We start from the raw sequence: 18481 nt of genomic DNA on the forward strand, positions 1-18481 counted from the left end.
CGGACGCTCGCTCACGTATGCGCCTTCCAATCCCGTCGCTCGCTCACTTATGCAGGCTTTTGGCGTGACGCTAGCTCACCCGTCAACACCCTGAAGCCAAGTTCCGGATTGAATCCATGGATCTCCCGGGTGTCCAACGCCGACATGAAGGCCAGGATCTCCTCCGTGATCACCTGCCCGGGAACCAAGACAGGGAAGCCTGGCGGGTAGGGAGTGACGAAGGACGCTGAGACCATTTCCTCTCCCGCGGCGACCCTCCGCGCAAGTTCGGCCGCGCTGAAGTATTCGCAGGATCCGGCCTTGTAGCTCTCGAAGTAGGCCGCACGCATGTTGCCGTCCGGCGTCTGCGCATCTACCCGGAACCGTTCCGCGAAGCGGCTGAAGTCCGGCAATGGCGGCGGCGTGCTGGTCAGAGCCGCGACACGCGCACGGCGGGCCCGCTGCCCCAAGCCGCTCAGGCCGGATTGCTCGTCTTCGAAGGTTTCGGCCAGCTTGACCAGGACCTCGACGAGGTAAGCAACGGCACTCCGCGAGGTGCCGATGTTGGTCATGAAAAGCACGCTGTTCCTTGAGGTTTTGTTGACCTGGATCCCATATTTGTCCATCAGGTAGTCATGCTTGAAGGTATCGCCGTCCACGCCGGTGAGGCCGATGTGCAGGGTCAAACGGCTCGGATCAACAACGAATTCGTCGCGATCCCAAGCTTCGGACATGGCCGCCAGCCCGTCGCGGAGCGGCATTTGCCGGTTGGTTTCGCGGTACTGCGCCGGTATGAGGTCCTTGGTGCCGAGGACGCGGAAGTACTTCTTCAGCAAGGGATGCCTCGCTACGGCCTGGGCGATGCTAACGGCGAGATCCGCCTGCCGCTGCACGAGCTCGTAGCCTTCGAACTCGACCTGCCTCCGTCCCATGTCCAAGGAAGCCAGGATCTGGTAGTTGGGCGAAGTGGAGGTGTGCGTCATGTACGCCTCCCGGAAGCTCTCCTCGTTCAACTGGCCGAAGTCCTGGTCATGGATGTGGATCATGGATCCCTGCCGGAGCGAGGTCAGGGTCTTGTGGGTGGACTGCGTTGAGTAGACCCTCACACGGGCCCTTGCCGGATCGGCCAGCAGCCTCGTCTCCAGGAGCAGCTCATCGTTGACGGGCCCGACGCCGGAACGCGGCCCGCCGTCGTCGGGCTCGCCGCCGCCGTCGTAACCGGAGTTGGCCGCCCCGCCCGCCGCCGCAAGCGCGCGCAACTGCTCGGCGCGGCGCCGGGCGTAGGCCGGATCCGCGAACTTCGCCTCGAGCGCCCGGGCCGAAGCCATGGCCGTACGGCGGCGGTAGATGTGGTGGAAGCCCGCGAACGCGAACCAGGCCTCGTCCCACAGGAACACCAGGTCCGGCTTGATGGCGAGGCACTCTTCCATCACCCGTTCGACGTCGTACACAATGCCGTCGAACGTGCAGTTGGTGAGGGCAATCATCTTGACCTCGTGGAGCCGCCCTGCCCGGCGGTAATCCAGGAGCATCCGCTTGATGCTTTCCAAGGGAACCGCGCCATAGAAGGAGAAATCATTCAAGGGGTAGGCGTCCAAATAGGAGACCTGCGCGCCGGCCAGCATGAGGGCGTAGTGGTGCGATTTGTGGCAGTTCCGGTCCACCAGCACAACATCGCCGGGTGCCAGGATCGATTGGTGCACGATCTTGTTGGCAGTGGATGTTCCGTTGGTGACAAAGAGCGACTTCTGGGCACCGAATGCCCGGGCCGCCAGCTTCTGGGCCTGCTTGAGGGAACCATGCGGATCCAACAACGAATCGAGCCCGCCGGACGTGGTCGAGGTTTCGGCGAGGAGCAGGTTCAGGCCATAGAACTCGCCAAGATCGTTGATCCACTTGGAATGGATGACCGATCCGCCCCTGGACACCGGCAGGGCATGGAAAACGCCCGCGGGTTTACGGCTGTACTGCTGGACCGCGTGGAAGAACGGCGCCTCATATCGCTCAGCGATGCCGGCGAGCAAGGACAAGTGGAGCTCCAGCCCATCCTGGCGGCGGAAGATCCGACGGAATTGGCGGGTCAAGGAACCGGCGAGTTCTTCGATTCCGACTCCCGCCACGAGGTAGAGATCAAGTTCGGGGCGGAGTTGGCCCAGCTTGTCCGCCAAGCTCAAGATGCGGTCCAAGGGACGCTGGGGGAGCGACTTCCCCATGAGCCGGTCCAGGAAGCTGCGCACGTCCCGGCTGAAGCGCTGCCTGCTGTTGGGGACGAATCCCGGACGCAGCACGCACGCCTGGATGTCGGGGTTGAGCAGGATAGCCACGATGGCGTCCTCGAAGCTCGGCACGAACACGAGCTCGTAATTGAAGGCGTCTGCGGGGCGGCGCTGGCTATGCAGTTCCGTTTGAAGGGCTTCACGATCGGCGTTTGAGACGTCGTCGATTACGAGGACCTCGAACCGCTTGCGCGATTCGGAGGGTTCTTCCACCCGTTCCGTTTCGCGTTCGGGGTCCTGTGCGGGTTCCTGGGCGTGGTGGTTGTGGCCGGCGACGCGTCGCGCGACCGGTTCGATGAGGTTCAGCGCCTCGAGGTATTCTCCAGCCTCCAGGATTCGCCGCAATTCCATGACATATTGCTGCCCCGGAGATGCCCAATACATTTCGAGGGATTCAAGCAGCGGCAACAACCTTCGGACGTCCCGCGGCAGTTCGCGCGTCCGGCCCGCGCCCCCGGAACGCGACGTGGCGGCGGCCAGCTGTTTGACGGCATACCCAAGGAATTCCCAGGCGTCGGCGCGCACCCGCCACGCGCTGCTGGGCACTTCGCCGCCGGACCCTGAATCGACGTCGGCGTTTGGCCTTGCCGCCAAGGCGATGCCAAGCGAGGCGCCGCCGGGGAGTGCGGCTGGAGCGGGCGGAATTGGGGCTGACTGCACTGTCGCGAAATCGGCGCGTGCCACGATGACTCCTTTGTCATGGATTGATAGCACTCTCTACTAAACGCCGCGAGCCGTCCCGGCGCACGGCAATTGTCCGGGTTGCCGTCTGGGTGTCCAGATGGGAGCGGCACTTCCCATCACTGGTGAGCGAGGGTTTGGGAAATGCCCGCTATACGTGAGCGAGGGTTTGGGAACGGGGCGGGCAGCTATCCTTCACGCCACAGCGGCAACGGGACCACACTGCGGCTGCGTCCGGACTCGTCCAACACGTGCCCGAGGCGTTTGTAGTTGCGGACAACGGCTTGCCGGGCGCCCTTGCCAGCGGGAGCACACTCAAGGTCACGCCCACGGGCAATGCCTACGCTGAGCTCAGGCAGGACCGGTACCTTTCCGCGGCCTACCGGGAAGCGATGTCCTCCCGGGGGAGGGCTGTTGCGTTCAACGAAGAACCAGTGGCTTCAACAGACATGGGCAACGTCTCGCAACTGGTCCCAAGCATCCATCCGCTGCTCGGCTACGACGTCCACGGGGCCGCCCACCACACCGCCGAGTTTGCTGCCCACGGCTCATCGGCCTCCGCGGATCGTGCGGTTCTGGACGGCGCTTTCGGCCTGGCACTGGCGGCCTGCGCCGCGGCGACCGATCCGCGGCAGCGGGGACGGCTGCTTCGCTAAACGCCGTGATCGTGGGTGCGGCTCCACAGCTGCGTACCGGCACGCAGCCCCCCGGGCCGCACCCACGAATTCACACCCTCGCACGCTCTGGTTCCCGCCGTCGAGCGGGCGGACAATGATCTCAGCAGTTCACGAGGGAGCGCGATGGGATTCTCGGGGCAACAAAAGACGTCGGCGGGCATGGCCGCATTTGGCCGCCCACGTGATCCCGTGATCGATCTCGCCCGGTTCTTCTGCCTCATCCTGGTGGTGCTCTCGCACTGCATGATGGTCAGCCCGGTCCTGCACCCCGACGGCACCGTCACCACCGAAAACACGCTCATGGAACAGCACTGGTTCGAACCCGTCCTGTGGGTGTTCCAAGTGATGCCGCTGTTCTTCGTCCTCGGCGGCATCACGGGACTGGAGTCTTGGCGGCGGTTACGCTCGCGCGGCGGCTCCGGCATCGAATACGCGCAATTGCGGCTCTTGCGCCTCATCCGTCCGGCAACCGCGCTGCTGGCCTCAATGTTCGTCGGGCTGTGGGCCGCGAGGCTCCTCGGCGTCGACCCGGAGGTAGTCCAGCTCATCGCGACCGGCGCGGGCATGCCCTTGTGGTTCCTGGCCGCGTACCTCGCTACGCAATTGAGCGTTCCGGTCCTGGCCCGGCTGCATGGACATTCCCCGTGGTTGACCCTCGGCGGGCTCGTGGCGGCCGTGATCACCCTGGACTCGCTGCGCGGGGCGTTTCCGATGCTCGCCTTCGTCAACATGCTCTTTGTGTGGTGCGCGGTCCAGCAATTCGGTTTCTTCATTGCCGACGGCATCTTCGCCGGACGCAGCCGGGGCTGGTTCGTCGGGTTGATCGTCGGCAGCAACCTGCTGCTGGGGCTCGTGACCGGAATCGGGGTCTACTCCGGAAACATGATCGTCGACCTCAACCCGCCGAACTTCTGCATGCTTCTACTCGGCCTGTCCCAGGCAGCAACCCTGCAATTGCTGCGCCCCGGACTTGACTGGGCGGCCGGCGTGCGCTGGATCCGATGGGTAGTGGCGGTGGCGGGCCGGCGGTCCATGACGGTCTATCTGTGGCATTTGCCGCTACTCGCGGCCATGTCCGGGCTGCTTCTCCTCACGGACTTCCCCAAGCCGGCGGCCGGTACCGCCGAATGGTGGTGGGCCCGCCCGCTGGTCCTGCTCGGCGTCCTCCTGCTTTTGCTTCCGGTCCTGCTCCTGTGCGGCAGGCTCGAAGAGCGCCCGACGGCGGCCATCCACGCGCGCGGCAGGACGCACGTCGCGGTGGTGACTGCCGCCGTCGTGGTCTTCATCCCGGTGGTGGACGCCGCCTTCAACGGACTCACGCTGACCCTCCTCGGCGGGGGAGCCGCGTGCTTCGCGCTGGGAGTGTTGTTGCTGGGACGGGTGCCGGCCGGCGTCCTTGCTGCGGCGGTTCCCGACGGGCCTGCGGTGCCATTGCCAGAGCCCGGTTTACGTGCGAATCTCGACTCATGACTGAGTTCACGGATTCAACCGAAGAGTCGTTCAGCCCGGGCGTGACAACGGTCAGGAATGACAAATTCCACCGTTACGAGCTTCTGGTTGACGGTGAAGTAGCCGTGATCTCACAGTTCATGGACAAACCCGGCCACATTGATTTCCTCCACACCGAAACGCGCCCGCAGTTCAAAGGCCGCGGGTTGGCCAAGGTCCTCGCGCACTTTGCCTTGGACGACGTCGTCGCCTCCGGCAAGCGGATCATCCCGCATTGCCCGTTCATTGCCGCCTATCTGCGCAAGCACGAGGGTTACGAGCTCGACGTCGATTGGCCGCCGGAACCGCCCGTAGGGGAAGCGGACAACGAGTAGCGGGCCCGCCTAGCGACCTAGGGCGGAGTGCTGGAACTATCGCTGCTTGTGGCGGGCCTTCGTAAGATTCAAGTCACATGCAATTTCGGCTGTCACACTGGATTGCTATGGGGCAAGTTTCAGAAGACGGTTCGAATGGCGGGGACGCGTCGTTGGCTGTCGGGCACAGCGACCCTCAAATCATGGCCATGGTGCGTGAAGGCGACGCTTCCGCATTCGATGTACTGTTCCGGCGACATGTGGCAGCGGCCCAGTTTGTTGCCCGCGCCCAGACGGACAATGTCAGTGACGCCGACGACGTAGTGGCCGAGGCGTTCGCTTCGATTTTCCAAGCCCTCATCGAGGGCAAAGGACCTGACCAGTTCTTCCGTTCCTATCTTCTGACCGCCGTCCGGCGAATTGCCTACGACCGGAACCGGAAGGCCAGGCGTACCCAGATCGTGGGCGACGTCGACGTCTTGGATACGGTTTCCGTCGATGCGGACACCGTATTGGACGCCTTCGAGTCCAGCACCATGGCGAAGGCGTTCAAATCGCTTCCGGAACGCTGGCAGGCCGTCCTCTGGCATGTGGACATCGAGGGCCTGAAACCTGCGGCAGCCGCACCATTCATCGGGTTGAGCCCCAACGGCGTCTCCTCGCTCGTGATCCGGGCGCGTGAAGGGCTCCGGCAGGCCTACTTGCAAAACCACATCACGGTGGTCAGCGACGACTCATGCGTTGAATTTTCGAGCCAGCTTGGAAAGTACGCACGCGGTGGCCTGAAACGTGCGTCGTACGAAAAAGTCAAGGCGCATTTGGATGAGTGTTCGAAGTGCACGGCTGTGCTCGTCGAACTCAACGATGTCCAGGCGGGCATGAGGGCTCTTGTCTTCCCCTTGGTGGTCGGAGTGGTCTTCACGCCGGCGGTGACCGCCGGATTCCTCCCCGGAACCGCGCTGCTGGAGTCGCTTTTTCCCGGCGGGGTTCTTCCGGAGCCTTTTCTTTCGGAGCCGTTCCTTCCGGGACAGTCGGAACCGGCCGCAGCCGGACTGCGCTCGGTGGGGGGATTCTGGAAGATTGCGGTCGCCGCGCTGGTCCTCGGGGGCCTCGCGATTGCAGGCATCCTCATGTGGCTTGGACAAACCGGCCCGGCGCCCATCGCTGAAGCCGAAGTCCCGAGCATCGCGCCGCCGTCAGCCCAGCAGTCCGCGCCGGAACGCGCCCCGACGGCACCCCCGCCAAGCCCGGTGCCGACGTCGGACCCGCCGGCCGTTGCCGAACTGCAACCCGCAGCGCCCGCGCCAATGGCTCCCGAAGCAGTTCCCGTGCCGCACGAGACGGCCAGGGTGGTTGATTCCGGGACCGGCATCACGAACCCCGTTTCGCGGATGGGCTCGTTGACGATCCATAAGTTTGAGAAGCCGGCGACTCCGAGCAAGCTGCCGAATGACGGAACGGCACTGACCGCCGCCCAGCTGGAGGGACTGACCCCGATGGCGGGGGTGACGTTCACAGTGCAGAAGGTGAACAACATTGACCTGACGACCAACGCGGGCTGGACTGCCGCGGCTGCCTTGACGCCGGCCCAGGCCGCGGCGCAGGCTGGGCCGGGTTCGTCGGTCACGACCGGCGCCGCGGGAACCGCGACTCTGGGGAATCTTCCTTTGGGCTTGTATCTGGTGACGGAGACCGGCTATCCTGCCGGTGTCACTCCTTCGGCCCCGTTCCTGGTGACCCTTCCCATGACGGATCCGGCGGGCGGGACGGGCTGGTTGTATGACGTTAACGTCTATCCGAAGAACGCGGTGACGACAGCCACGAAGACCGTGAGCGATGCGTCCGTGGTCAAGCTCGGTGACAACGTGCAGTGGACCATCACCTCCGATATTCCCAATGTCAGCCCGATTGATGGGTACCGGGTCGTGGACAAGCTGGATCCGAAGTTGAGCTACACGAACTCGACGGTGGCGCTTTCGAACAGCGCGGCGTTGGTGTTGAACACGGACTACAGGATCGTGTTCGATGCGGCCTCGAACACCCTCACGGTCGATTTCACCGCCCGTGGCCGGGCGGTCCTGGCTGAGAATCCGGCGGCGAAGGTCCTGGTCACGGTGAACACCGCCGTGAACACGGTCGGTGAGATCACGAACACCGCCCTCCTGTATCCCAATGCGGCCAGCTTCACCATCACTCCGGGCCAGCCCGGAGGTCCGGTGGTCACGCCTCCGGTCGCGGTGACGAAGTGGGGCGACATCGTCCTGCACAAGAAGGATTCCCAGAGTTCGGCTGCCCTGTCCGGTGCGGTGTTCTCGGTGTACCCGAGCCGGGCCGACGCCCTGGCGGGTACGAACGCGATCAGCGTCGGAGGTGCCAGTTCCTGGACCACCGATGCCAGCGGGAACCTGGTGATCTCCGGCCTGCGCTACTCCAACAGGGCGAACGGAAAGGCCGTCAGCCCAGGTCAGCCGGGCTACCAGTCGTACTGGCTGGTCGAGACCAAGGCCCCGTCCGGGTACGCGCTGCTCACCGAGCCGGTCGAGACCGCTGTGATCAGCGACGACCCCTCCGCTGTCACGGTGACGATCGGCAATGTCAAGCAGAATGCCGGATTCCAGCTGCCGCTCACGGGCACGGGAACCTGGGGACTGACCGCGGGCGGGATCCTTGTGCTGGCTGGCGCAGCCCTGTTCATGGCCACCGGGCGCCGGAGGCCAACCGAAGCGAAATAGGCGACGGTCCGCCCGGAACGTGACCCGCCGATGACACGTTCCGAAAATTTGTTCCCGTTTCCGCGTCACGATCTGAAAATTGCTCCCACTGTTTCAGTGGGTGGCCGTTTCTCCCTCCTTCATTCAAAAATTTGAATCTGTTTTCTGCGACACGAATCGCGGGAAGCGCGTACTTGATGGCTAGAGACCACCTGTGTGCCCGCTCCCGAAAGTGATGCAAGAAAAGCCTATGAAGCAGTCCCTTCCAGCCAAGCTACTGGCAATTGTCCTCACCGCAACGATTGTCGGCCTTGGCTTAGGCGGCACCGTGCCTTCACCCGCATATGCGACGACGCCCGGAACCCCGGGAGTGCCACAGGCTGGTACGCCGGTCTACACCGAGGACTTCAGCAATCAGGATGCTTCGGCGGCTGCCATCAACATCCTGAACTACACCGGCGGTGCGGCAGCCGCGTTCTCGACGTACACGGCGGACCCGCAATGGACGCCGGCTGGAAACCAGTGCAACGGCTGGATCATGAGTTGGACCACGCCCAACCCTCCGGCCTCAGACGCTGGTTGCCAGCGCAACCTCGGCACCACGTGGCCCTCGCTACGGAGCATGGCCCAAGCACTCGGCGTGGCGCAGGGGCAGAGCCCGGCGCAAGCACAAACGAATCAGGCTCTGACGGAGTACACGAATGCCTTGAGCGGTTCCATCACAGCCGGCACGGAATTCCGCACAGTGAAGACCATTCCCGCGATCGCCGGGCACTACTACGCAGTGTCGGCCTATTTCGCGGCTGTGAACTGTCCTGCCCAGGGCGGCGCCAGTCAACCGCAGGAGACATTCAGTCTTCTCGTGAACGGCACTCCGATCGTGCTGAGCTCCGGACTGAACCCATGCACCAGTTCCACTGACTGGTCGACCCAGGTGACCAAATTGCAGTCAGCGGCGTACATGGTTCCGAACGGAACGACCGCGAACCTCGGGCTGTCTCTGTACAACGCCCAGACCAGTGGCTCGGGTAACGACGTGGCGTTCGACCTGCCCCAGATCGTCGACGTGACCCCGCAGTTGGACAAGTCGTTCAGTCCGTCGCTCATTGCCCCCGGCCAGGCCTCCACCGTGACGCTCACGGTGACCAATACCAGCGACCTGAAGGCGAAGAACGACTGGAGCATCACCGATACGCTGCCCGCCGGCGTCGTGATCGCCCCTAACCCCGCGATCGGCGGAACGTGTGCCCAGGTGGCCGGTGCCGCATTCGTCAAAACGGGAGTCGCCGGATCGAACACCTTCACGGCCACGGGCGGTGATCTTGCCGTAGGGCAGGCATCCTGCACCATCACGTTCAATGTGACGGCAGCTGGCGAGGGGACGTATGTCAACGGTCCCGCGAACATCGTGACCAACCTCAACCCGCCCGCGAACGCCACGCTGACCGTCCGAGCTCCGCGGATCACCCTCACCAAGGCTCTCGGAGCGCCGCGTCAGGCGGCAACGGACCAGTTCACCGTGCAGATCCGCACCGGCGGGGCGGCGGGCGCGGTAGTCAACAACCCCACCAACTCGACCACGACAGGTACGGGATCGTCAGTAACTGCGGGAACCGGCACCACCGGCGCCTACGTGGCCACGGCTGGAACTGTGTATACCCTGACCGAAGCGGCCGCCGGTACGGCCAACCTTGCAAACTATGCCGGCTCCATTACCTGTACGGACTCGTTCGGCCTTCAGCCTGGTTTGCCCGTCGGTGCCGCGTTCAGCGGTTCGCTGGCCATCACCCCGGTGGCCGGGGCGAACATTACCTGCACCTTGTCAAACACCGCCCAGCCGATCATCAACGTAGCCAAGCAGCCCGGCACGGTCACCGGTCCGGATGCGAACGGCGACTTGGTCGCCAACTACACCGTCACCGTGGCCAACACCGGCTCGGTGGCCGGGACCTACGGCACCCTGGCCGACACTCCGGCGTTCGCCCCGAACCTGGCTGCAACGAGTGCTGCTTGGACGACTACCGGGACCGGCGCTCCTGCTGGTGGATCGTCGTCGACCGCCGGCCCTTACACCCTGGCTCCGGCGGGTTCTGCCATCGGTCCAGGGGTCACGCAGACCTTCAACCTCGCGGTGACGTTCCACTACACGAACACCACACCAGTGCCGGCGTGCGCCGGCCCGGGGACGGGTCTGTTCAACTCCGTTGCCTTGCCGCCTGGCCAGGAGCAAGGTCCGACGACGGACAACTCCGCCTGCGACGCCCTCACCCCCAATCTAGTGGCCTCCAAGAGCGTGGACCCCGTGGCCGGCACCATGGTCCAGCCCGGGCAGGTTCTGAGCTACTCGCTGACCTTCGACAACACGACCGGTACTGCCCCGGCCGCTGTCAGTTTCACCGACTGGCTCGGAGACGTTCTGGACGCCTCGAGCTTCGTGGCCACCTCCATCGCCGCAACCTCCACGAGCGGGACCCCCTTGCTTGTCACGAACAACTCGGGCGCAACGCCGAAAACCTTGGCCGTCACGGGCACCGTGGCTGCCGGCGCGAAGAGCGTCGTCACGTATCAGGTGAAGGTCAATAGCGCCGGCAATCTGGGTGATGCTTCGCTCGAGAACTACCTGACACCATCAACCACCATCACTCCGCCAACGAGCTGCCCGGCTGGAAGTGCCACCTGCACGGTCAATCCCGTGGGCGTGTGGACCCTGGGCAAGACAGCATCCCCTGCTTCCGGAACCTCCATCAACCCGGGCGATCCAAGCGCAAACAGGGTGATCACGTATGCGGTGACGGCCACCAACTCCACCGCCAACCCCATCACAGGTGTCATCCTCACCGATGACCTGAGCCAGGTACTGAACAACGCCACGTTCACCGCGGGGTCCGCGAACCTGACCGTCAATGGCAGTACACCCCTCGCAGTCCCGGATCCGGGTACCGGCAGCACGTTGGCGACTCCTTCATTTACTCTGCCCGGCAACGGCACGGCAGTGTTGACCTACTCGGTGACGGTCAACACGAATGCATGGCTCGTCATCGTGAAGAACGGGGCAACCGGCAACGGGATCGTCCCTCCGGCACGATGCGTCACCGGAGGCTCGGCGCCACTTGACCCTGCATGTTTCACCACGAATCCCACTACTGGCCACCTGTTCCTGCAAAAGGCAGGACCCGGGGCAACCCAGGGTTCCACCGTCCCGCTGACCGGCTCGACCTTTGAAATCCACAACGATGCCGCCGGGCAAATGGGCCCCACCGTCGTCGGAGTGAACAGCCCAGTATCCGGGTCACCCGGACTGGTCGAGGTCAAAAATTTGCTTCCTGGGACCTACTGGCTGCTCGAAACCAAAGCCCCGGACGGCTACTCGCTTCTGGCCACCCCCGTGAAGTTCACCATTGCGCCGAACGGCAGCATCGCCTTGGACCCGGCCACCGCAGGAACGTCAGTAACAGCAAACAACCAGACCATCACCGTTCTGGATATGGCGTCCGTCAAGCTTCCATTCGCCGGTGGGCCAGGCACTGCCGACATCTTCGGCGGAACGGTTCTCGGGATCCTCGCCCTTATGACTTCCCTCGCCCTCATCGTCTTCAGGCGAGCGAACAAGACCCCACAAACCCAAACTCCTTAGCGCAGCTCCGCGCAAATCAATGGGGGAACAAGAAAGGAACACGATGAAATCATCGAAGGTGAGGCGCGGCATAATAGCCTCTTTCGCCGCAATAGCCTCAGCTGGGATGCTCGCCCTCGGAGCCGGAGGTGCACACGCGGCGAACACCGCGAACATCGATCCGTCCAAGACGGGTTCGTTGACCATCCATAAGTACGAGAAGCCGGCGACGCCGACGAACCTGCCTAACGATGGAACGGCACTGACCCCGGCCCAGACCGCGGCACTGACCCCGATGGCCGGGGTGACGTTCACAGTGCAGAAGGTCAACAACATTGACCTGACGACCAACGCGGGCTGGACTGCCGCGTCAGCCTTGACGCCGGCCCAGGCCGCGGCGCAGGCGGCCACCCCGGGCTCCACGACCACGACGGACGCGAACGGAACGGCGAGCCTGGGGAACCTTCCCCTGGGCCTGTATCTGGTGACGGAGACCGGCTATCCTGCCGGTGTCACTCCCTCGGCCCCGTTCCTGGTGACCCTTCCGATGACGGACCCCGCGGGCGGGAACAGCTGGCTGTATGACGTGAACGTCTATCCCAAGAACGCCGTGACTACAGCGACGAAGACCGTGAACGACGCCTCCGCGATCAAGCTTGGTGACGCGGTGACGTGGACCATCACGTCCGACATTCCCAACGTGAACCCGATCGATGGATACCGGATTGTCGACCAGCTCGATTCGAAGCTGAGCTACACCAGCTCGACAGTGGCGCTTTCGAACAACCCGGCACTGGTGTTGAACACCGATTACACGGTCGTGTTCGACACGGCCACGAATACCCTCACGGTCGACTTCACCGCCACCGGCCGGGCCGTGCTCGCGGCCAACCCCACGGCCAAGGTCCTGGTGACGGTGAACTCCACCGTCAGTACGGTCGGTGAGATCGCGAACACGGCTCTTGTCTACCCGAACGCGGCCAGCTTCACCATCACCCCGGGCCAGCCCAACGGTCCGGTCGTCACTCCTCCAGTTATTACCAAGTGGGGCGACATCGTGCTGCACAAGAAGGATTCCCAGAGCTCCGCGGCCCTGGCCGGTGCCGTGTTCGCGGTCTACCCGACCCAGGCCGATGCCCTGGCCGGCACGAACGCGATCAGCGTCGGAGGTGCCAGTTCCTGGACCACCGATGCCAGCGGCAACCTGGTGATCTCCGGACTGCGTTACTCCAACTGGGCCAACGGGGCAACAGTGACCCCGGGCCAGCCCGGCTACCAGAGCTACTGGCTTGTGGAGACCAAGGCCCCGTCCGGCTACGAGCTGCTCGCCCAGCCCGTCGAGACCACGGTCACCAGCAACGACCCGTCAGTGGTCACAGTGACGATCAACAACGTCCCGCACAACGCCGGGTTCCAGCTGCCCCTCACCGGTGGTGTGGGAACCTGGGCCCTGACCGCCGGAGGGATCCTCGTGCTGGCAGGCACCGGTCTCTTCATGGTCACCGGCCGACGGAAGCGCAACGAGGCAAAGTAAACACCCCTCGGTGACCCGCATCCCCTTGATGCAGGGTATGGGGCATCCGCCAGTATGGTGGATGCCCCATACCTCTCCCGTCCATCACAGCAAGAGGCCCCAATGCCCCAAACCCTCAAAGAATTCATGGAGGGTTCCGAAACCGGTCCGGACGGCGGCCGTCGGCGCCCCCGAAAAGGGACGCGTGGACGCACAAACATCAGGCGTGGCCATGCCGACCGGAGATTTGTGACCATGATGGTCGTTGCCGCCATCGGTCTGGGCCTGGTCCTCTACCCCCAGGCAGCCGACTGGTTCAGCTCGATATCCCACAACAACCAACTTTCCGGCTACGCGCAGGAAGTCGAACAGCTTGAACCCTCTGCCCGGACGAAAGTGTTGGACCGGGCACGCGAATACAACTCCCGGATCCCTGCCGGACAGCTGCGGGACCCGTACTCCGCCCACGCCCCGGCCCCGGCTTTGGAAGGGCAGCTGCGGGATTATCAGAGCCAGCTCAACGTCGCCAACGACGAGGTGATCGGAAGATTCCGCTACCCGTCCCTGAACATCGATCTGCCGATCTTCCACGGAACCAGCGACGACGTCCTTGCCAAAGGAGTCGGCCATCTCTATGGTTCTTCCCTTCCCGTCGGCGGCCCCGGCACTCACAGCGTGCTCACGTCGCACTCGGGAATCCCGAACGCGGAACTCCTCAATCCCCTCCACAGCGCGAAAACGGGTGACATCTTTTCCACCGAAGTCATGGACCACACGTTCCTCTACAAAGTGGACAGGATCGAAGTGGTCAAGCCGGATGACATCTCCTCACTGAAAATCATCCCTGGCCAGGACTCCGTCACCTTGGTCACGTGCACACCCATTGGAGTCAACTCGCACCGGCTCCTTGTTCACGCCTCCCGGATCGCGGACATCCCCAAAGACGCGCCGGAACAGAAAACCCTCGCGGGACGCCAATCCAACATCGGATTCCCGTTCTGGGTGGTCTATTTCATCGGCGGCTTGCTCGCCTTCTACCTGGCTTCCCGGGCTTGGAACCGCCGGCGAAGCCGATGATTCAAACGCTTGAGGAACGCAAGGCCTGAAGCGCACCTACCCCCCGACAAGAAAGCACTGCAATGGCCTCACAATTCAAACTCTACGTTGACGCGGACGCCCACCTCCGGTTCCAACTCGTCACTGAAAATGGAGACGTCCTGCTCACTTCCAAGGCTTTTGAGGACGAGGATGCGGCCATCGCAGCAATCTGGTCAGTGCGCGAAGCCGCGGCCAAGGGACGCATCGTTGATCTCACCGTTTCGATGCCGGAAGACCGGCCCGCCGAATAAATCATGAACCCGGCATTTCGACGGTTCTTTCGGAAAGAACTTGCGACGTTCGCGACACGATTCATGTCCCCGCGACACATAGTTAGTGCCTGGCATGGGTGGAATGAGACTCCTGGCGGACCTGTTGGGGGCCGCAACGAAGGAGCTCGTTCCCGATGGACCGCATGCCAGGCCGTGCCCATGGGGCCGTGCGCCCCCATGCGACTCACGGCCCGGGGCGCGTGCGGGGATCAATGGATCCTTGCACGGCGTGCGGCTGGATCTGAGACCCCAGCCGCACGCCACCTCCGTCCTAGCTGTAAGCGAGACGAATGCGCGGCGTCTTTCCTGCCATCCCGGGAAGGTGCCTACTTTTGTGCCTTCCGTTTCTGCCATTGCCAAGCGTGCCAGAACAGCAGCGTCGCCAAGATCAGGGCCCCGGCCAGGAGAAGCTGCGGGATCATGATTGTCAAGAAGTACGCGGGGGGCATCGTATTTCCCGGACTGGGGGTGAACGGGGTCATAGCCTCGTTGATGATCACCATGATGCCTATGACGAGCGCCACCTCCAGTGCCCACAGCCCGATGATGAACGGATTCACCGAGCCCCCTCGGACGGCCTCAGGTGTCTCTAGGTGATGCTCCAGCGAATTACCGTGCTCGTCGATTTCGCGGAATTCAATCCGGGCATGAGCTTCGTCCACTGTCTGTTCCCCCCTTTTTTTGGCAGCCGCTGCCCCGCCCTTCGGCGGTTTATACGGGCGCATTTTGAGGCACTCTACCGCGAGCACAGGAATCGAACGAGTACCGCCGTCAAGATGCCGCTTGACGGCCGGGACGGACATCACCACACGGAGGGTTAACGGGGCTAGTCTGGGCGCATGACAACTCGTGCCAACGAACTCACCGCCTTGGTCACCGGGGCTACTGCCGGACTCGGCGCCCAATTCGCGCGCCAACTGGCCGAATCCGGCCATCACCTCGTCCTCGTGGCGCGCGACGAGGGGCGGCTGCGGGCAAGCGCTGAGGTGCTTGAGCGGGACTTCAGTATCTCGGTGGAGGTCCTGCCCGCGGACTTGACCTCCGACGTCGGGGTTGCGGCTGTTGCAGCCAGGCTGCGTGACGCTTCGCGGCCGGTGGACGTGCTGGTCAACAATGCTGGAATCGGATTGCTGAATTCTTTCGAGAAGAACGATGTGGAAGACGAAAAGCGGCATTTGCGACTGCATGTCCAGACACCCCTAGAGCTGTGCCACGCGGCCTTGGAAGTGATGCTGGCACGCAAGTCCGGGAGGATCATCAACGTCGCGAGCGTTGCGGCGTTCGCGAACCGGGGAAGCTATTCGGCAGCCAAGGCTTGGCAAGTCAGCTTCAGCCGTTGGGCGAACACTGCTTATGCCCGCAGCGGTGTGAAGGTCACCGCGGTGTGCCCGGGGTTCACCCACACCGAATTCCACGATCGCATGGGCATGGACAAATCGGTGGCTCCGCGTTTCCTGTGGCTCAAGGCCGAGCGCGTTGTCCGGGAAGGACTGGAAGACAACGCCAAGGGCAAAGGGGTATCCATCCCGACGAAGCGGTACAAAGCGATCACCGCCGTCATGCGTTTCCTGCCGGCGAAGCTTACGTCGGGTCCGCCCCGGAGGCCCCTGAAATAGATCAGCCCCGCGAAGTAAGCCGGGGCGCTTGGACCAGCACGGCCACGGCGATCCCGATCACGGCTCCCACGAGCGTCTCTACTCCGCGTTCCAGGACGAGCACTCCAGGATCCGCGGGCGCCGCCAACTGAGTCATGAGCAAGATGAACGGAGTGAAGAACACCATGGCCCAGCCGTAGTGCCGAGCCATGAACAACTCGGTGGGGAACTGGAAACCGATCACCAGCAGGGCCAGGATGATGGTGGTTTGCCCGGGGAAATAGTGCAGCGGAGAGAGCGGTCCCGGAAAGAGTACGACGGCGACAATCGCCAATCCGAGGAACGTCCCCACGATGCGGTGGATGCCGCGGTGCAGCCGCCCCGGGGTGTCGGCACCGGCCAGCGGGGCAGCTGCCGCGAACATGGCCCAGTGCGGGTGCCCGCTGCCCGTGAGCACTCCGCAAGCACCTGCCGCGCCGACGGCGAGCACATACCTTGCCGCGTGAAGCCCGGCTGCCTGCCGCAGCTGAGTGTTGAATGCCGGAATGTCCCGGATGGCACCGCGTTCCCACCCCCGGTACCGAAGCCATCCGGCGAAGCCAACCACCATCGAGAACGCAGCCGATGCCGCGCAGATCAGGACTGCAGCGAAAAATGGAATGTGCGCGGGGACGGAAGCGCATGCCCCCAATGCCAGAATTCCGAAGAAGGGCCCGTTGGGCTTGAGCCGCACCTTGTCCGAGAACAGCGAGCCCACGCCTGCCAAGAGCGTCTCGACCACTACCAATCCCCACGAGTGGATATGGGAGACGGACAAAAACGTGCCCACCGAGACACCGGCCAGGAGCACCGCTGCAGCCTGGGCCTGGTGCTTGAGCCGCAATTGGTGCGACTCGGCACGGCCGTACATGCCGGTCAGGGCGCCGAACACGGCGTAGATGATGAGGTCCGCGCGGCCAACCGCAAGAAGCACCAGCGCCGGCACGGCGACGCTCAGTGCGACGCGGACGGCAGCCAGGTGATCGTTGCTTGCCGGTGGAACGGTATTGAGCGCACGGAAATGGGCCATGATTGATCGCAACGGGACACCACCAATCAATTCAGCCGATCATTGGGAAGTTATCAGCACCCCGAGATCCGCGCCATTAGCTGGGTCACAACGTTTCTCTGTGCGTCCCCACCCAACTAGCTCGCATTTGTTGTCGTTATGAGGCCCCATAACGACAACAAATGCGAGTCAGTTGGGTTGGCGGGAGGCGCGTCAGGCGGGGAAGCAGGCAAGCGCCGTCGAGCGGGCGGATTCCAGCGCTTCGCGAACCGGACGTGTGCGGTGTTGTTCGGAGAGTATTTCCACACCCCACGGCCCTTTAAAACCGATGGCCTGGAGCGTTGTGATGAACCCTGCGACGTCTTGGTCGCCCTCTCCGCAAAGGCGGCGATTGTCGCGAGTGTCCTCGAAGAGCGTGCCCTTGATTTCCGCGTCAGCGTCATTGAGTTCCACCCCTAAAATCTGCTCGGCGGTCACGCTGCGGGACAGTTCCTCCAAGCTCGTTCCAGCACGGAAGACATGCCAGTAGTCAACCACCAGGCCACATTCGGGCATATCGACCGACCTCATGAGTTCGGCGGCCGCGGGAATCGATCCGACCATCGAGAACGGCATGGGCTCAAGGGCAATCCGGGTTCCTCTTTCCGAGGCCTCGGTTGTCAGCCGTCGCAGCGGCTCCACCAGGAAATCAAGATCTTCCAATGGCTCGCCGAACGCCGTTCCAATCTTGATGAAGCGCGCCCCCAGCGTTTCCGCGGCATCGAGGAGCAGCTCGAACTGCGGCCTCCATTCATGGGACAGGGAATCATCCCACCAGTTCGTGAGCAACTCGACTTCGACGTGGCGGAAGCCTGCTTGGTCAATGAGATTCTTAAGCCCGGAGAAACCGATGGTGTCCCTTGCAACGACGAGATCGTCGTACGCCAATCCAAAGCCTGCCCATCCGGTTGAGGCGATTGCTTCCAAACGCTCGACGATGGGGACGGGACTGATCTCCGGGCTAGTCAACGGCGCGATATTCCCTGCGCTGGTCCAGCAAGTCGCAATCAGTTCGGGTGTGCTTGAGTACGTCATCGTTCTCCTCGCGCCGGTGCGCGGCTAGTTGCGGCAGGTGAGGGCGTGGATACCCAGTCACAATCTAATTGGAACGCTCCATTGACAATTGGTCAAGCCTTGATTTAGCGTTGGAGCGTTCCACAAAGCGATGTGGATCACA

The 18481-nt window shown here is 63.4% G+C and carries 13 protein-coding genes; 9 read left to right on the top strand and 4 right to left on the bottom strand.

The features are described 5' to 3' along the window. Positions 1-47 precede the first annotated feature (47 nt). On the bottom strand, positions 48-2801 hold the full coding sequence (locus OIT41_RS00865; RefSeq protein ID WP_264637908.1) for an aminotransferase class I/II-fold pyridoxal phosphate-dependent enzyme: 2754 nt from the start codon (positions 2799-2801) through the stop codon (positions 48-50). Positions 2802-3187: 386 nt separating this feature from the next. Between OIT41_RS00865 and OIT41_RS00870 the strand changes: the two genes are divergently transcribed. From OIT41_RS00870 to OIT41_RS00905, 8 genes are all read left to right on the top strand, one after another. Next, positions 3188-3592 (top strand): hypothetical protein, encoded by a 405-nt coding sequence (locus tag OIT41_RS00870; protein ID WP_264637186.1) that lies wholly within the window; start codon positions 3188-3190, stop codon positions 3590-3592. A gap of 144 nt (positions 3593-3736) precedes the next feature. Further along, complete coding sequence (locus tag OIT41_RS00875) at positions 3737-5083, top strand: acyltransferase family protein (RefSeq protein ID WP_264637187.1); 1347 nt, start codon at positions 3737-3739, stop codon at positions 5081-5083. Then, a complete protein-coding gene (locus tag OIT41_RS00880) occupies positions 5080-5436 on the top strand; it encodes a GNAT family N-acetyltransferase (RefSeq protein WP_241707208.1) in 357 nt (118 codons plus the stop codon). Before OIT41_RS00875 ends, OIT41_RS00880 begins: the two co-directional genes overlap by 4 nt. Before the next feature lie 107 nt (positions 5437-5543). Then, positions 5544-8147, top strand: a complete 2604-nt coding sequence (locus tag OIT41_RS00885) for a SpaH/EbpB family LPXTG-anchored major pilin (RefSeq protein WP_264637188.1) — start codon at positions 5544-5546, stop codon at positions 8145-8147. 229 nt (positions 8148-8376) lie between these two features. Beyond that, entirely contained in the window at positions 8377-11760 is a 3384-nt protein-coding gene (locus OIT41_RS00890; RefSeq protein WP_264637189.1) for a SpaA isopeptide-forming pilin-related protein, read from the top strand. Between the two features lie 43 nt (positions 11761-11803). After that, positions 11804-13273, top strand: coding sequence for a SpaH/EbpB family LPXTG-anchored major pilin (locus tag OIT41_RS00895; RefSeq protein ID WP_264637190.1), 1470 nt, complete (start codon positions 11804-11806; stop codon positions 13271-13273). Positions 13274-13507: 234 nt separating this feature from the next. Beyond that, entirely contained in the window at positions 13508-14329 is an 822-nt protein-coding gene (locus OIT41_RS00900) for a class C sortase (RefSeq protein ID WP_264637191.1), read from the top strand. A 62-nt stretch (positions 14330-14391) separates the two neighbouring features. Then, the gene (locus OIT41_RS00905; RefSeq protein WP_241707213.1) at positions 14392-14601 is read left to right on the top strand and encodes a YegP family protein; all 210 of its coding nucleotides are present in this window, start codon (positions 14392-14394) and stop codon (positions 14599-14601) included. A gap of 347 nt (positions 14602-14948) precedes the next feature. Here OIT41_RS00905 and OIT41_RS00910 read toward each other — a convergent pair whose 3' ends face one another. Next, positions 14949-15431, bottom strand: coding sequence for a hypothetical protein (locus tag OIT41_RS00910; RefSeq protein WP_264637192.1), 483 nt, complete (start codon positions 15429-15431; stop codon positions 14949-14951). Between the two features lie 30 nt (positions 15432-15461). Between OIT41_RS00910 and OIT41_RS00915 the strand changes: the two genes are divergently transcribed. After that, a complete protein-coding gene (locus tag OIT41_RS00915; protein ID WP_241707214.1) occupies positions 15462-16238 on the top strand; it encodes an SDR family NAD(P)-dependent oxidoreductase in 777 nt (258 codons plus the stop codon). Position 16239: 1 nt separating this feature from the next. Here the strand turns inward: OIT41_RS00915 and OIT41_RS00920 are convergent, their stop codons facing one another. Both OIT41_RS00920 and OIT41_RS00925 read right to left on the bottom strand, forming a co-directional pair. Beyond that, on the bottom strand, positions 16240-17286 hold the full coding sequence (locus OIT41_RS00920) for an FUSC family protein (RefSeq protein ID WP_264637193.1): 1047 nt from the start codon (positions 17284-17286) through the stop codon (positions 16240-16242). 192 nt (positions 17287-17478) lie between these two features. After that, positions 17479-18339 carry a sugar phosphate isomerase/epimerase family protein gene (locus OIT41_RS00925; protein ID WP_264637194.1) on the bottom strand — a complete coding sequence of 287 codons (861 nt, stop codon included), beginning with the start codon at positions 18337-18339 and terminating at the stop codon, positions 17479-17481. Positions 18340-18481 lie beyond the last annotated feature (142 nt).

The sequence above is a fragment of the Arthrobacter sp. YA7-1 genome (assembly GCF_025960325.1).
Classification (GTDB): domain Bacteria; phylum Actinomycetota; class Actinomycetes; order Actinomycetales; family Micrococcaceae; genus Arthrobacter; species Arthrobacter bambusae_A.

Coding starts and splice junctions, on each gene's coding strand:
- OIT41_RS00900 (WP_264637191.1), top strand. CDS start 13,508: ATGATGGTCGTTGCCGCCATCGGTCTGGGCCTGGTCCTCTACCCCCAG.
- OIT41_RS00920 (WP_264637193.1), bottom strand. CDS start 17,286: ATGGCCCATTTCCGTGCGCTCAATACCGTTCCACCGGCAAGCAACGAT.
- OIT41_RS00885 (WP_264637188.1), top strand. CDS start 5,544: ATGGGGCAAGTTTCAGAAGACGGTTCGAATGGCGGGGACGCGTCGTTG.
- OIT41_RS00895 (WP_264637190.1), top strand. CDS start 11,804: ATGAAATCATCGAAGGTGAGGCGCGGCATAATAGCCTCTTTCGCCGCA.
- OIT41_RS00875 (WP_264637187.1), top strand. CDS start 3,737: ATGGGATTCTCGGGGCAACAAAAGACGTCGGCGGGCATGGCCGCATTT.
- OIT41_RS00925 (WP_264637194.1), bottom strand. CDS start 18,339: ATGACGTACTCAAGCACACCCGAACTGATTGCGACTTGCTGGACCAGC.
- OIT41_RS00905 (WP_241707213.1), top strand. CDS start 14,392: ATGGCCTCACAATTCAAACTCTACGTTGACGCGGACGCCCACCTCCGG.
- OIT41_RS00915 (WP_241707214.1), top strand. CDS start 15,462: ATGACAACTCGTGCCAACGAACTCACCGCCTTGGTCACCGGGGCTACT.
- OIT41_RS00890 (WP_264637189.1), top strand. CDS start 8,377: ATGAAGCAGTCCCTTCCAGCCAAGCTACTGGCAATTGTCCTCACCGCA.
- OIT41_RS00880 (WP_241707208.1), top strand. CDS start 5,080: ATGACTGAGTTCACGGATTCAACCGAAGAGTCGTTCAGCCCGGGCGTG.